The 15,113-nt window shown below is 61.1% G+C and carries 12 protein-coding genes and 1 pseudogene; 4 read left to right on the top strand and 9 right to left on the bottom strand.

Going from position 1 to position 15,113, the window contains the following annotated elements; translation table 11 throughout:
- Positions 1 to 12 precede the first annotated feature (12 nt).
- Positions 13 to 1,498 (bottom strand): annotated as a pseudogene (pdxR, locus tag JBE38_RS25950) (MocR-like pyridoxine biosynthesis transcription factor PdxR).
- A gap of 78 nt (positions 1,499 to 1,576) precedes the next feature.
- Between pdxR and JBE38_RS25945 the strand changes: the two are divergent.
- Complete coding sequence (locus tag JBE38_RS25945) at positions 1,577 to 3,232, top strand: M24 family metallopeptidase (protein ID WP_205345454.1); 1,656 nt, start codon at positions 1,577 to 1,579, stop codon at positions 3,230 to 3,232.
- Between the two features lie 29 nt (positions 3,233 to 3,261).
- On the opposite strand, the gene JBE38_RS25940 is transcribed toward JBE38_RS25945, so the two are convergent.
- From JBE38_RS25940 to JBE38_RS25915, 6 genes are all read right to left on the bottom strand, one after another.
- Positions 3,262 to 5,001 (bottom strand): dipeptidase, encoded by a 1,740-nt coding sequence (locus tag JBE38_RS25940; protein ID WP_205345453.1) that lies wholly within the window; start codon positions 4,999 to 5,001, stop codon positions 3,262 to 3,264.
- Positions 5,002 to 5,184: 183 nt separating this feature from the next.
- Positions 5,185 to 6,402: a phospholipase D-like domain-containing protein gene (locus JBE38_RS25935; protein WP_205345452.1), complete on the bottom strand. Its 1,218-nt coding sequence runs from the start codon at positions 6,400 to 6,402 to the stop codon at positions 5,185 to 5,187.
- Positions 6,403 to 6,457: 55 nt separating this feature from the next.
- Complete coding sequence (locus JBE38_RS25930; protein ID WP_060757007.1) at positions 6,458 to 7,105, bottom strand: MotA/TolQ/ExbB proton channel family protein; 648 nt, start codon at positions 7,103 to 7,105, stop codon at positions 6,458 to 6,460.
- Positions 7,106 to 7,122: 17 nt separating this feature from the next.
- The gene (locus JBE38_RS25925) at positions 7,123 to 9,405 is read right to left on the bottom strand and encodes a TonB-dependent receptor (RefSeq protein WP_205345451.1); all 2,283 of its coding nucleotides are present in this window, start codon (positions 9,403 to 9,405) and stop codon (positions 7,123 to 7,125) included.
- A 24-nt stretch (positions 9,406 to 9,429) separates the two neighbouring features.
- Positions 9,430 to 10,164 (bottom strand): energy transducer TonB family protein, encoded by a 735-nt coding sequence (locus JBE38_RS25920; protein ID WP_205345450.1) that lies wholly within the window; start codon positions 10,162 to 10,164, stop codon positions 9,430 to 9,432.
- Between the two features lie 2 nt (positions 10,165 to 10,166).
- Positions 10,167 to 10,574, bottom strand: coding sequence for an ExbD/TolR family protein (locus JBE38_RS25915; RefSeq protein ID WP_060757004.1), 408 nt, complete (start codon positions 10,572 to 10,574; stop codon positions 10,167 to 10,169).
- A 189-nt stretch (positions 10,575 to 10,763) separates the two neighbouring features.
- Here JBE38_RS25915 and JBE38_RS25910 point away from each other — a divergent pair, with 189 nt between their 5' ends.
- Positions 10,764 to 11,318: a GNAT family N-acetyltransferase gene (locus JBE38_RS25910; RefSeq protein WP_090365907.1), complete on the top strand. Its 555-nt coding sequence runs from the start codon at positions 10,764 to 10,766 to the stop codon at positions 11,316 to 11,318.
- Positions 11,315 to 12,889 (top strand): alkaline phosphatase D family protein, encoded by a 1,575-nt coding sequence (locus tag JBE38_RS25905; protein WP_090365906.1) that lies wholly within the window; start codon positions 11,315 to 11,317, stop codon positions 12,887 to 12,889. The genes JBE38_RS25910 and JBE38_RS25905 overlap by 4 nt, the downstream gene beginning before the upstream one ends.
- Here JBE38_RS25905 and JBE38_RS25900 read toward each other — a convergent pair.
- A complete protein-coding gene (locus tag JBE38_RS25900; protein ID WP_205345449.1) occupies positions 12,886 to 13,512 on the bottom strand; it encodes an alanyl-tRNA editing protein in 627 nt (208 codons plus the stop codon). The two genes, JBE38_RS25905 and JBE38_RS25900, sit on opposite strands and share 4 nt — an antisense overlap.
- A gap of 90 nt (positions 13,513 to 13,602) precedes the next feature.
- Here JBE38_RS25900 and JBE38_RS25895 point away from each other — a divergent pair, with 90 nt between their 5' ends.
- Positions 13,603 to 14,535: a LysR family transcriptional regulator gene (locus JBE38_RS25895; RefSeq protein ID WP_090365903.1), complete on the top strand. Its 933-nt coding sequence runs from the start codon at positions 13,603 to 13,605 to the stop codon at positions 14,533 to 14,535.
- Between the two features lie 109 nt (positions 14,536 to 14,644).
- Here JBE38_RS25895 and JBE38_RS25890 read toward each other — a convergent pair whose 3' ends face one another.
- Positions 14,645 to 15,052, bottom strand: a complete 408-nt coding sequence (locus JBE38_RS25890; RefSeq protein WP_060756949.1) for a PA2817 family protein — start codon at positions 15,050 to 15,052, stop codon at positions 14,645 to 14,647.
- Positions 15,053 to 15,113: the final 61 nt, after the last annotated feature.

Genomic DNA, 15,113 nt, shown 5'->3' with positions numbered 1-15,113 from the left:
TGATCGGCGTTTTTATTTGTGCGCGTTAAGCACCCTTGCCAGCCGCTGCGTGGCTTGACGGATCTCATCCCGATCCAGTGAGGCAAAACCCAGGCGCAGGGCATTTTCCCGGCAGGTTCATCGGCGAAAACTGACGGGCGCTGCGCACCACCACGCCTTGGCCCTGGGCGGCGTTGACCCGTTGATCGACGTCGGTGTCATCCTCGAACCGCACCCAGAGCGCGAGACCACCCTCCGGCTCGCGTACCCGGATACGGTCGCCAAATGCCTCCTGCAGGCAGCTCTGCAGCACCTCCCGACGCGCGGCGTATTCTTTTGAAACGCGGCGCAGGTGTTTCTTCAATTCGCCCTGGTTGATCAGGTCGGCCAGCATCTTCTGCGCGACCGCGTCGCTGTCTCCCACCACCAATGCCGCGCTCCTCTGCAACATTTCAATCACGCTGGCGGGGGCGACGACGTAGCTGCAACGAAAGGTTGCGCCCAACGCTTTGGATAACGAGCCAATATAGATCACATGACGTTGTGCGTGATCACTGGCCAATGGCAAGTACGGCCGCCCGTTGAAATGGTATTCGTGGTCGTAGTCTTCTTCGATCACGCAGAAATTGTGCTGCGCCGCCAGTGCCAGCAGCTGTTGTCGACGTGCTGCATGCAGGCTCACGGTGGTGGGGAATTGATGGTGCGGCGTGAGGTAAATCATCCTCACATTGTGTATGTGGCATAGCCGCTCGATGTGGTCCGTTCGACAGCCTTCGTCGTCCATATCGACCATGACCAATTGCGCCCCGAGCTTGCGGAAGATTTCCCACGCGGGGGGATAGCTCAAGCGTTCTACCAGCACCACGTCCCCCGGTTGGATCAGCAGGCCGGCGGTCAGGAACAGCGATACCTGAGTGCCTGGGGTCAGGCAGATATTCTCGGCGTTGACGGCCAACCCACGGTTATTGCGCAACATCTGCGCCAGTGCGCAACGCAATTCATAGCCGGTGCCTTCGCTACCGTAACGCACGCAGTTGGACGTAAAGCTGTTGCGCAGCGCGTTGCGGTAGTAGCGATGCAGCACGGCCTGGGGCAGCAAGCGGTGGTCGCAGGCGCCGTTATCGAAAAACAGCGCGTCGTGCCGATGTTGCAGGGCGATCACCTGGGCGTTCTGGGTGAAGTACGCGACGTTCGCTTGTTCCAGCAATGGCGGGGCAAAAGACTGTTGTGCGCCGCGCGGCGTTGGCGTGGGCGCCAGTTGCGTATTGACGAACGTCCCACGTCGCGGCTCGCTGATCAGCCAGCCTTTGGTCAGGGCTTCTTCATAGGCCAGGATGACCGTCTTGCGGTTGACGTCGAGCAACTGCGCCATTTCTCGCGTGCCCGGCAGCAGCGTGCCCGGCGACAGACGCCCGTCGACGATCGCAGCCACCAGGCCCTCGGCGATCTTGCGATAGGAGGCCTGGCGGGTGTTTTCATCCAACTTGAGCAACGGACGCCATTTACGCATCTGGACCATCTGAAGTATCCAAAACTGGAGGTTTCTAATGGGCCTAGTCTAGCGCAACAATCAAGCCTCACTCACCCCGAGGTCTTTATGAATACACGCCATGTCATCGAACTCGCCCCCTCGGGGAAAACCTTTGAAGCCGGTGACGAGCTATTGCTGGACGCGATGCTTGCCAGCGGCCTGTCCGTTCCGTTTTCCTGCCGTCGCGGCGCGTGCGGATCCTGCAAGGTCATCGTCACTGCGGGGCACTACCGGGCCAAGCCACTGGCGCCCGGCGCCCCTGCGCCATGCTTCCCTCTGGCGGCCAATGAAATGCTGTTGTGCCAAAGTCATGCGTGCGCCGATATGCGCCTGGAAATTCCCGGCTGGTCGCTGGACACGCCCGCGCTGGTTGTCGAGGCGACGGTGCTGGGCAAGCGCGCACTCAGCGCCGATATCACGGAGTTGGTCCTGATGCCGGATAAGCCATTGGCCGTGCGGCCGGGCCAGTACCTCAAATTTCGCCTGGTCGGCGGTGACTCGCGCTGCTTCTCGATCGCCAACCTGCCGGCCGAAGGCGATGGGCGCCTGGTGTTTCAGATTCGCCGGGTGCGCGGCGGGCTGTTTTCCGAGACGCTTCTGGATGACCTCGAGGCCGGCGATCTGTTGCAGTTGGAAGGGCCTTTTGGTGCCTGCACCTGGCAGGACGATGCCGCTGCGCCTGTGGTCTTGTTCGCCACGGGCACCGGCTACGCGGGTATCAAGCCGATCTTGCTGACCGCCCTGCAACAGGATGTGCCGGTGACGTTTTACTGGGGCGGCGCACAGGCGGCAGATTTCTACGACCGCGCATTCCTGGATCAGGCGGTCATCGACTCTGCGCATTTTCATTGGCACCCGGTACTGGCAACCGAGGGCAGGGTGCAGGAGGTTGCGCTGAGCCATGGGCACGCCTGGGAGGCGGCTCAGGTGTATGCCTGCGGCAATAGCGTAATGATCAACCAGGCGCGTGCAGCTTGCCTGGACGCGGGCTTGCCGGCCCATCGGTTTATCGCAGAGGCCTTTGTGCCCAGTGGCCAGTCCGGCGCCGATACGCTGCTCGACAACCTGGATCAAACCTGGGAAAAAGTCGGGCCGCGCTATTCCCTCGACGGCATGCTCGCGGCACGTGAGAAAAGTGTGCGTGCACTGGCCGCGATCGCCAGCCAACTGAAGGTGGGCATGACCACGGGTGCCGCCCTCGAAATGGCCGCCCAGCAATTGCAAACCATGGGTGCCTCACATACCTGGCATCCCACCTACATCCGCTTTGGCGATGATACGGTGCGCCCATCCCGGGAAGGCATCGACCCGCTGCGCACATTGCGCCCCAGCGACATCGTGGTGGTGGACCTTGGCCCGGTCTGGGACGGCTATGAAGGCGACTACGGCAATACCTTTGTCTTCGGCGAGGCGCCGTTGCACCTGGAGTGCCGCAAGGTGTTGCATGAAGTCTTCGATGAAACCCGCGAAGCCTGGCTGCGAGGCATGACCGGCTGTGAACTGTATGACTTTGCCGAACGCCGCGCCGTGGACAAAGGCTGGCGGCTGTCACGCAACCTGGCCGGCCACCGCATTGCGGATTTTCCCCATGCGTTGTTCGGGAACAAGGAACTGGCTGACTTGGCTATCACCCCCAGCGAAATGGTGTGGGTGCTGGAGATCCAGCTTTGTCACCCCGTGCTGCCCATCGGTGGGTTCTTCGAAGATATCCTGATGCGTTGAGCCCGCCGTTGTGGCGGGCTCAAATCGCCTCAGAGCTTGGGCAGTTGCCCGACGCGGCCCATCATTTCGGTGACGATCTGCAGGTCGAGCAGGAACTGCTCGACGCTCTTGAACTCGCCGTCCGTGTGCCCGGTGTATTTGACTTCCGGGCGCGCCAGGCCGAATTGCACGCCATTGGGCAATTCGTGCACGGAGGTCGCGCCGGGCGAAGTGCCGAACTTGTGTTCCATGCCCAGGTTTTCGCTGGCCACGGCGAGCAAGGCTTTCACCCATTCGCCTTCAGGGTTGCGGTACATCGGCTCGGCCACCGAGTAGGTAAAGTCCACCTTGACCTTGGATTGCTTGTCCCAGGCGCTGAGTTTGTCGGCGATTTCGGCCTTGAGCACTTCCGGCGTCTTGCCCTTCGGCACGCGCAGGTTCACCGCCAGTTTGAAGGCTTTGGCATCCTGGCCGACAAAGGTCAGCGAGGTGGTCAGCGGCCCCATGAAGGGGTCGGAGAAGCCCACGCCCAATTTGCCGCCCAGGTAATCCAGGCCCCAGTTGTCGGCGGCATATCGCGCGGCATCAGTGATGTGGTTGTGTTTGAGGGCGATCTTGCCGTCCAGGCTGTGGATCAGCACCAGCATGCGCGCCACCGGGTTCACACCGGATTCCGGTTTAGAGGAGTGAGCGGACACGCCGGTCACCGTCAGCTTGACCTCGTTGCCGACCACTTTGGCCGCCACCTCGAAGTCGCCGCCATTCTGCTTGGCGTATTCAACGCCGGCTTTTTCCAGGCTGGTCGCCAGTTCAGCCGGCTTGTCGCTGACCAGAGTGGCCACCGATACCGAAGGAATCTGGTTGGTGGCCATGCCGCCGGTCATCGAAATGATCTCGGCGCCTTTGCCTTCACCTTTGCGCACCGGGAAGGTCGCCATCACCGTGCCGTAGCCTTTCTCGGCAATCACCACCGGGTAGCCGCCATCCAGCGCCAGGTTGTATTGCGGAACCGGGTTGTGTTCGAAGTAGTACGGGATCGCATCGCCGGAGGTTTCTTCAGTCGTGTCCACCAGCAACTTGAAGTTGCGCGCCAGCGGCAGCTTTTCTTCCTTGATCACTTTCATGGCGTACATGGCCACGACGATGCCGTTCTTGTCATCCTCGGTGCCACGACCATACATGCGGTCGCCGATCAGCGTGACTTTGAACGGGTCGAGTTTGGTGCCGTCCTTGAGCACCCAGTTTTCCGGCGTTACGGGCACCACGTCGGCGTGGGCGTGGATGCCCACCACTTCGTCACCGCTGCCTTCCAGGGTGATTTCATAGACGCGGTTGTCGACGTTGCGGAAATTCAGATTGAACGCTTTGGCCAGGCTCTGGATCTTGTCGGCGATCTTGAGAAATTCCGGGTTCTTGTACTGCGGCAGGCCGTCGACATTGAACGTCGGGATTTCCACCAGCTCGCGCAGGGTTTCCAGGGCGGCCTTGCCGTACTTCACCCGCGTGTAAATACCGAGCAGACGATTGATTTCGTTCTGCTGGTCGGCGCTCAGCGGTTTGTTGGCCAGGAAGGTCTCGATGGCCGGGCCGACATCATCGGTTTTCGCCAGCTCGCCCTTGGACAGGGTGCCGAGGAAACCCCGGAAATCGGTGGCCGGCGCTTCGTTGAAATGCTTGATGATCGTCGCGCTTTGTTCGGCGCTGAGGTTGGCGAAAGCGGGTGTGGTGACTGCCGAGAGGCTGGCTGCGAACAGGGTGGCGGCTACCAGTTTTTTGAGTGGAAAGTGCATTGTCAGAGGCATTCCTTTGCAGATAGTGAGTAAGAGGTTTCTGATCAATAAGTCAGAAACATTTCTACACACTACCATCACCAAGGTCGCTATAGGGAGGCCTTGGTGTGGGAAATATCGTACTCAGGTGTCAGGGCAATAAAGACTCAAATGTGGGAGGGGGGCGTTGAATCACATTTCAGGTCAAGGCTTGCCTGGGTGTGGCTCCGGATACTGAGCCATGACCTCCAGCGCCTTGGCATATGGCCCATCCCACAACTGCTCATGCAACTCGCCAATTCGCTTGGCCATCGCGTTGTCGTGCATCACCACTTCCAGGTTGCGCGAGTTGTCGAAGTAGCCGCCGAGCCAGTTGCTCGTACCGACCCACGCCACCTGCCCGTCGATCTCCATGGTCTTGCTGTGGATCACCCGCGCATAGGGGATAAAGCCTTGTTTGGCCTCGGGCAGCGTGACGATCTTGATTTCGACATTCGGCAATACGGCCAGGCTTTTGAGATAGGGCAGTTCCAGCGTGTCGGTGTTCCAGTTGGACACCATCAATTTGATCGACACCCCACGTGCGGCGGCGGCGCGTACGGCGTTGTCGATCACGGCGTAGTAGGGGCGGGTGCGATCCGGCCCATAGGACAACGGCGCATAGTCCAACAGTTGCACGCGCACTTCTTTCTTCGCCTCGCTCAGCAGGCGTGGCAGCTCCAGTTGTGAATCGCCCACGCCCGGTGGGTTGTAGCGTTGCGGGCTGGCGACTAGGTAGTTGCCGGTGCGCGCAGGTTCCTGGCCGGTGACCGGCAGGGGCACGGGTTTGTGGTCGGCGAGGGCGGCCTGGGCTTTCCAGTCCTGGTTGAAGATCGCCTGGACCTGGCTCACCACGGTCGCATCGCTGATGCGCAGGCCGGTTTCGTGGATATGTTCCAGTGAACGCCAATCGAAATTCTGGCTACCGACAAACGCCTGTTTACCGTCCACCACCAGGTATTTGGCGTGGATGATGCCGCCGCTCACTTGCCCGTAGGGCAATACGCGGAAGGTCAGGTTAGGAATGGCGCGCAAGCGTTCCAGGGTGGAGGCTTCCGATAACTTGATGCCTTTTTCTTCAAGCAGGAAGCGAATCTTCACACCGCGTTTGCCGGCGGCTTCCAGGTGCTGGATCACGGTGTCCATCACTGAGCCTGGGTGGTCGGCGGCGTAGAACTGGCCGATATCAATGGTCGTTGTCGCACCGTCGAACAGCTCGATCCACACCGGACCAGGCTGACGCAGGTCAGCCGTACCCAACGCAGTATCCACCGGTACGGTGTGCACCAGTTCAAACCCCGGAATTGAAAAGTCCGCTTGGGCAAGCGGACTGAGGAGCACGCCGGCGAGGCCTGCGATACGCAATTTCATGGATAGGTGCATGGGCGTCTCATCGAACAGAAAGAACGGCGGGCGCATCACGCGCCCGCCCTGAAGGTCATGCCGTGCGGGTGTGCAGCGGCGTCGGCACCAGGTGCGGGACTTCACCCTGGACACGGGCGCCGGTGGCGGCGCGGATCAGCAGGATCTTCAACTGATCGTTGATGCGCTCCAGGCTGTCCTGGAAGAAGTTATGGAACACCACGCAGAACAGCGCAATGGCAATCCCCAGGCCGGTGGCGAACAAGGCCGTACCGATACCACCGGAGATCTGGCCCGGGTCGGATACGCCGGCCGTGGCCAGTGCCTTGAAGGTGTCGATGATGCCCAGGATGGTGCCCAACAGGCCCAGCAGCGGCGCGGCGGTGGTGATGGTCTCGATGATCCACAGGCTGCGCGACAGCGGTGCACGGGTCTTGAGGTACTGGGTGTCGATCTCGTCATCCAGGTCCTTGCGCGAACCATGGGCGGCCTTCTGTGCCAGGATCGGCAGTACCATGTTCAGCGGCAGGCTGGCGCGGCGGGTCAGCGCCTGCGGCAGGTCGCGTTCGCTGTGCACGTTGGCACCGAGCACTTCGGTCAAGGCACGTGCCTGGCGACGCACATAGGCGAAGTAGATGCCGCGTTCGATGGTGATAAAGATCGCAATCGCCATGGCGGCGTACATTACATAAAAGGTGATGGCGTGAAGCAGGTTCATGTCCATGATCTGTAGCCTCGCAATTAGAAGTTCGCTTCCAGGGAAACCGTGACGGTACGGTCCACGCCTACGATGTAAGCCGGGTCGCCATCGCGGAAGCCGCTGTAGCTCGCCGAATTGGTCTTGGTGGTGTACACGCCGTCCAGGTATTTCTTGTCGAACAGGTTGTCGACGTTCAGGCGCAGGGTCGCGTCCTTGACCACTTTCTTGTCCACCGGCAGGTAGATGCCGGCGCCGAGGTTGAACACGGTGCGGCCGGAGATGGATTCATCGTTGGTCAGGTCGCCATAGAGCTGGCTGGTGTATTTTCCGCCGAAGGTGCCGTAGAAGCGCCCATCGTCATAACCGATGTTGGCTGCCAGCATGTTCTTGGGCACGTTGGCGAACTGCTTGCCGCTGGTGGGCAACACGATGGCTTTGCCCGCGTTGTAGACGGTCAGGTCATCTTGCTGTTCGGCCTTGGTGTAGGTGTAGGAGGTGTAGTAGTTGAAGTGGTTAGGCAGCAGGCCGCTCCATTCCAACTCCAGGCCCTTGTTGGTGACGGAACCGGCGTTGATGTCGGCGAAGTCGCCGTTGATGTCCTTGGACGATACCTGGCGGTTCTTGAAATCCATGTAGAACAGGGTGGCGGCCAGGGTCATGTCGTCGGCGGTGTAGCGCCAGCCCAGTTCGTGGTTCCAGCTGGTTTCCGGCTTGGAGTTGATCGAGTCGGCGCCTTTGTCGTACAGCACGTAGTTCTGCGGTACGCGCATGTTGCGCGACAGGCTATAGAACAACTGGTCACGTTCGTCGAGCTGGTATTTCAGGCCCGCGTTGGGCAGCAGCTTGTTGTAGGTCTGGTTACGCTTTTCCGGTTGTTCGGTGAGGCTGCCATGGTTGGTGCCGTCGCGCTCGACGTTCATGTAAGCCAGGCCGGCTATCAGGGTCCAGTCCGAGTTGATGAACCAGGTGTCCTGGGCCCAGACTTTTTGCGCCGGGGTCACGGTGAAGCGGTCGCGACCCTGAACGGTGTTGCCGTTGGCGTCGACCACGGACGAGCCATCCGGCCAGGTGTCGCTTGGCTTGCCGCTGTTCTTGAGGGCAATGAACGGTTGGGTCTGGCTCTGGCGTGCGCGCTCGTACCAGTAGCCGAATTGCAGGCTGTGGTCGCCCAGGTCCCAGTTCAGTTTGGTGGTGATGCCCGGGCGCCAGGTCTGGGTGCGTGAAGGGCGATAGTAGACGCCGCTGGTGGAGGAGCCATCGGCATTGTACTGGGCGGCGGTCGGCAGGTTGCCCAGATCGAAAACGCCGCCCTGGTTGGAGCCACGGTTCAGCGCATAGGAAGAGGAGCCGACACCGCTGCCATTACCCCAGTAGTAATACGGGATGACCGACAGCGACAGGTTGTCGGCCAGCTTGAACTGGGTGTTGAGCACGCCGGTAAAGGTCTGGAACGGGTTCTGCGCCAAGGCGTAGTAGTTGTTGACCTTGCCGTTGCTGCCCAGGGCCGGCGTCGCGGCGTACGGGTCGTATTTGCGGCCGTACTGCTGGAACTGCGCCTTGGTCAGCTGGCTGTAACTGTTGTTGTCCTGCTCGTGGTACTTGAGGATCAGGTTCGCGGTGTTGCCGTTGCCGGCATCGAAGAAGCTGTTCCACTCCACTTTGTCCGCGCGCACGGCGCCCGAGCCCCGCCACATATCGCCTTCAGTGTGGGACACCGAGAGCCAGTTGCTCAGGCCGTTGACCTCGCCGGTGTTGAGGCGGGCGAAGGTCTTGCGGGTGGCGTTGCTGCCCACGACCTGCTTGACGAACGCCCCGGTTTCCTTGGTCGGGCGGATCGTCACGATGCCGATGTTGCCGCCGCTGGAACCGATATGCGGGCCGTCCGCCTCCGAGGAACCCTGGGTGACGAAGATCTGGTCGATGTTTTCCGGGTCGCCCAGCAGGTTGGAGTACAGCGCGTAATTGCCGGAGTCGTTGATCGGCATACCGTCCACCGACATGCCCACCTGGTCGGAGTTCATGCCCCGCATGGTAAAGCGGAAACCGGAGAGGCCGGTGTTGTCTTCGCTGGAGATATTCAGCCCCGGCGTGTACTTGAGTTTGTCGATGGCGTTGCCGGTGGCGGTTTGCTTGTCCAACGCTTCCTTGGTGATGGTCGAGCGGCCCTTGGCGCTTTCTTCCGGGACCATGTAACCGCCCCCAGCGGTCGCCTTGCCCTGTACGCCAATCGTCCCGACGTCACTGTCGCTGGTAGCTGCAATGGCCCAGCCCTGGGTCATGCTCGTTGCGGCAACGAGTGCCAGATGAATACGTGTGAACCTCATCACTGTCGTCCTGGTGTCGGGTGCTTATTGCACGCTGTAGTTGAAGGTGGCGGTGAAGCGTTGCTCGTTGCGTCCACCGAAGGCTTGTTCGGGGAACGGCTTGACCTGCTTGATGCGGCGCAGGCTATTGGTAGCGGCCCGGTTGAGCAGCATGCTCGGTGCCGGGGTCTGGATCCCGGAGTCGAGGACGCGGCCTTGTCGATCCACCATCAGCCAGACCACCACCTCGCCACTGGGGCGCTCGAGGGACGCCTGGCGCCCGGTGGGGTATTGCTTGTAAGTGTCCAGCTCGTTGCGCAGCCCCTTGAGGTAACCACCTTCCAATGCCTGGCCATCCACCTTGGGCGGTGCCGGTGGCGCAGGCGGTGCGGGTGTCGGTGCGACGGCGGCCTGCACCGGCTTGGCGGCGACGGTGGCTACTGGCGCGGGTGCGGGCGTTGGCTTGGCGGCCACCACGGGTTTGGGTTTGGGCAGCGGCTTGGGCTTGGGTTCAGGTTTGGGCAGCGGCTTGGGCGGCGGTGGCGGCGGGGCCGGTTCGGCTTCTTCATCCTCGATCACCGGTGGTGGCGGTTCTTGCTCCACCACGGGTTCAGGCACCACCTCGGGCTCCGGCTCGACCAGGGCAAGCTCGACTGCCGATTCATCGTACTGAGGCTGGATCTTCAGGGGCTGGGACTGGATGCCCAAGGCAATCAGCACCAGGGCGATCAGGGCCGGGACACTGCCCAGCAGCTGACGCGCACGAAACAATACATACATGGTCAGGACTTACGCGTGGCGATGGAGACGGAGGTAAAGCCACCCTGGCGCAGGGTGTCCATCACTTCCACCAGGCGCGCAACCTCGACGCCTTTGTCGCTGTTGACGATGATCGTCGACTTGGTATCGGGCTTTTCAGCGGCCTTCAGGGCCGGTACCAAGGCGTCGACCGTGAGGTCTTTGCCGTCGAGTTGCAGTTGGCCTGCCAGGCCCAGCGTCAGGATGAATTTGTTCTGCGGCTTGAGTTGTTGCGAGCTGCTGGCGCTGGGCAACTGCGTCTTCATGCCGAGTGCCGGAATCACGTTCAGACTCACCAGTACGAAAAACACCAGGAGGAACATCATCACGTCGATCATTGGGATCAACTCGATGTGTGCCTTGCGTTTCTTGGGTTCATCCCAGGTTCTCATTCCGTTACCCCGTTATTGAATTAGGGGCGACACGCTAACAGTCAAAAATGACCGAACGGTTAACAAAAATTTACGGTTTGAAGGCTCTAGGACGAGTCTTTCAGAAGAGTTACCTTGCAGTTTTGTGACGTAATGAAATTGACACGAAGGCCGTACACTCTTGTGCATTTATTTCGCGAGCCGCCCCGTATGTCGACTGAACTGCCTCATTTGTCCACGCCGCGTTTACTCCTGCGGGCACTGGAGCCGGACCAGGCCGAGATACTCTCCACGCTCGCCAACGGGCCGAAAATCGCGGATAACACCGCCAATATTCCAGTGCCTTACACGTTGGAAACTGCGCAGCTTTTTATTGCCGGGAGCGCAGAAAAATATCGTGCCGGCGAGTTGCTGAGCCTGGGCATGCATGTCCAGGCAACCGGCGAATTGATCGGTATCGTCAGCCTGCGTATCAACTCTCGACATCACTATGGACACCTCGGCGGATGGGTGGCGGCGCACTGTCGCAATCAGGGTTATGCCGCGGAAGCGGCGAGTGCAGTGACCGACTTCGGCTTCGTCGAACTGGGGTTGCAACGGGTGGGCAGCCAGTGCTTTGGTCGCAACCAGGAGTCGGCGCGGGTCATGGAGAAAATCGGACTGCGCTATGAGGGCTGCCTGCGTCAGGCGTTTCTCAAAAATGGCGTGTATGAGGACTTGCTCGGGTTTGCCACCGTGCGTGACGACTGGGAGCGCCGGTTGTGAGCGGCGCGGTGGACCATGGCCGCCGCCGGGTACTCTCCGGGCTGGCGGTGGCGACGGCATTTTCGATCCTCAGCCCCTTTGCGCGCAGTGCCGGGGTGGACTACCCGTTTACCCTGGGCGTGGCATCGGGTGACCCGTTGCCGGATGGTTTTGTGATCTGGACGCGCCTGGCGCCCGTGTTCAATGCCGTGGATGGACGCGGTGGGTTGAGCCGCGCCGTGCCGGTGCGTTGGCGGGTGGCCAGTGATGCGGCGATGAAGCGCATCGTCAAGCAGGGCGAGGTGATGGCGACCGAACGGTTTGCCCACTCAGTGCATGTCGAGGTCGCGGGGCTGGAAGCGGGCAGGCCGTATTGGTACCAGTTCGAAGGGCTTGGGGCACAGAGCCCGGTAGGGCGGGTGAATACGGCGCCGCCCTTGCAGGCTATGGCTGCGGCACGGGTGGGGTTTGTGTCTTGCTCGCATTGGGAGCGCGGGTATTTCAGCGCCTACCGCCACCTCGCGGCCGAGCAACCGGACCTGGTGTTTTTCCTCGGCGACTACATCTACGACAGTTCCTACGCGCCGGACTCGGGCAAGATCATTCGCCCCCACGGCAGTGGCAACGCGGTAAGCCTGAGCGATTACCGCAACCGCTACGCGCTGTACAAAACCGACCCGGACCTACAGGCCTTGCACGCCGCCGCGCCCAGCGTGGCGACCTGGGATGATCACGAGGTACAGAACGACTACGCCAATCGCTGGTCCCAGGACCCGAAAATACCGGTGGGGCAATTCCTGCAGCAACGGGCGGCGGCCTACCAAGCCTTTTACGAGCATATGCCACTGCGCGCCGGCAGCGTGCCCAGAGGTCCGGATATGCGCATCTATCGGCGTCTGGACTACGGCCGGCTGGCGCGCTTCCATGTACTGGATGGGCGCCAGTACCGCTCGGAACAGCCCTGCATTCTCGCCAACGGCAGTCACCAGGGGCATGTCGCCGACAATACGTGCACGGACTTGCGCGCACCCAATCGCACGATGCTCGGTTGGGAGCAGGAAGCCTGGCTGGACCGAGGGTTCGCCGAGTCGCGGGCGCAGTGGAACGTCATCGCCCAGGACCTGCTGGTGGCACCGCTGACTCAGCGCGACCTGACCAACCACAAGCCCGGACGCTGGACCGATGGGTGGGACGGCTATATGGCCAACCGCGAGCGCATGTTGGCGTCGATTCAACGCCGACGGGTGAAAAACCCGGTGTTCTGGGGCGGCGATATCCACTCGTTCTGGACCACGGATCTGCACGCTGACGCCAGTGACCCGGACTCGCCCGTTGTCGCCACCGAATTCGTCGGCACGTCAGTGACGTCCGACGGCCCACCGTTCGATGCCTTTACGCAGATCCTGCCGCTCAATCCCCATGTGAAGTTCTTTGACAGCCGTCAACGTGGCTACGTATCGGTGGCCCTGGAAGAGCAAAAGATGGTGACGAACTTCCGGGTGATCAGCGACCCGCGCGACCCCAGCGCCACGGTCTCGACCCTTAAGTCGTTTGTGGTGGAGCCGGGGCGAGCGGGGGCGATTGCGCTTTAATCCAGGCTGTAGCGTACCGACAGCGCGCCTTTCTTTTCCGACAGGGCCAGGATCTTTACCTGGCCCAGTTCGCTCAGCGATTGCACATGTGTGCCGCCACAGGCATACGGCGGCAACTCGCCGAACCCGACTTCCCGTGTGCCGTCTTCCAGCGTCATGTGACGGGCATAGTCAGCGGCGATCCATTGCTCGATCTGCCGCTGAATCAACTCGGGATCCATGGCTTGCGCTGTCTCCCCGCGGATAAAGGTGATTTTGCCTTCACCCGGCCAGTGATGCGCCTTGATCGGCATCCAGCCCAGGCTTTCCCCGGCATTACCGATCAGATGCCCGGCGGAATGCAGGCGCGTGTGCAGGGCGCGGCGTTGTTCGTCGACCCGTGCTGTGACGGTTCCGAGCGCGACGGGTTTATCGACGTAGTGAACGAGGCGGTCGGCTTCCTGGATAACACGCAGTACGGCGCTCTCACCGAGCCAACCGGTGTCGTGCGGCTGGCCGCCGCCCTGGGGATGAAAAATCGTCGATTGCAAGGTGACTGCAAACTGATCTTCGTGCGGTGTACAGGCGAGCACTTCAAGTTCGGCTGTCAGATGGTCGTGAGTAAAGAATAGGCGCTCGGTCATGGGGTTACATCCGCATCAGGGTTCTGTGAGCAGTATAAATAGTGCTCGGATGGGTGATAATCCGTTCAAATATCAATGGACCTGTGCGTCATGAGCATCAATCTTCCTTTGCCGTTGCTGGGCGAAATGGCGATTTTCGTCAAGGTGGTCGAAACCGGCAGCTTCTCTGAGGCTGCGCGGCAACTGAGTGTTTCACCCTCGGCGGTGAGCCGCAGCATCTCGCGCCTGGAGCAAGCCCTGGCCACTAGGCTTCTGCAACGCACCACGCGCAAGTTGCGCTTGAGCGAGGGGGGTGAAGAGGTTTTCAAGCGCTGCCGGGAGATGGTCAGCGCGGCGCGTTCGGTGATGGAAATCAGCGGCCAATTCACTCATGAGGCCGAGGGCCTGGTGCGGGTCAGCGTGCCCAAGGCGGTGGGGCGGTTTGTGGTGCACCCACATATGCCGGAGTTTTTGCGGCGCTACCCCAAGGTGGATGTGCAGTTGATCCTCGAAGATCGGCATGTCGACCTGATCGATGACAACGTCGACCTGAGCATCCGCATTACCGACAGCCCGCCGCCGGGCCTGGTGGGGCGGCAGTTGTTGCCCATTGAGCATTTATTGTGCGCTACGCCGCACTATCTGGCTGAGCAGGGGACGCCGTTGCACCCCCATGATTTGCTGGAACACAGTTGCATTTACCTGGGTGAAACCCCGGGGGATTCCCGTTGGAAATTCCGCCAGGGCAGCAAGGCTGTGACCGTCGGCGTGCGTGGGCGCTACGCGGCGAACCATACCGGGGTGCGTCTGGACGCCGTGTTGCAGCATGTGGGGATTGGCAGCTTGCCGTACTTCACTGCGCGGCATGCGTTGGAGGCGGGGCGCTTGGTGCAGGTGTTGCCGGAGTGGGATTTTATTGCGTCCTACCACGGCGAGGCGTGGTTGCTGCATTCGCCGACGCGCTATCTGCCGCCGAAGTTGCGGGTGTTCATCGATTATCTGGTGGAGTGCATGGCGACGGAGCCGACATTGCGTCGACGGTAGGAACAGGGTCCGAAATGTGGGAGCGGGCAAGCCCGCTCACTACAGAGTTTGGTCGTGGCAGGTTCTCTTAACTGACTGGCATTAGGGCAAGCCCGCTCCCACCTGAAGATCAGTGCTTGCTCTGGTCCTGAGGCATGGAAAGCAGCTGCTTTTCCTGGTTCCAGTCGAACGGTTCGTCGTTCTGTTCGGCCTCATAGCGACGCTCTTCCAGGGCCTGGTACATGTCCAGTTCTTCGTCGGGCATGAAGTGCAGGCAATCGCCGCCGAAGAACCACAGCAGGTCGCGTGGCACCAGATGGGCAATTTGCGGGTAGCGCAGGATGACCTGACTCATCAGGTCCTGCCCCAGGTACTGGCTTTCGATGGGGTCGACCGGCAGCAGGGCGCGCAGTTCGTCGAAACGCTCCAGGAACAGCGCATGGCTTTCCTCAGGCACCTGTTCGGCTTCGCCGACGGCAACCAGGATGCTGCGCAGGTGGTCGAGCAAGACGAGATGATCGGCAACGGCGTTGGACACGAGATAAGTCCTCTAAAGCAAAAACGGGCGCGAGAGTATATAGCTCAAGCGCCCGTAATTA

It is taken from the genome of Pseudomonas sp. ICBG1301 (assembly GCF_016918385.1).
GTDB lineage: Bacteria > Pseudomonadota > Gammaproteobacteria > Pseudomonadales > Pseudomonadaceae > Aquipseudomonas > Aquipseudomonas palleroniana.
The sequence above is the reverse complement of the archived record's forward strand: the minus strand, read 5'-3'. Positions and strand labels throughout refer to the sequence as shown.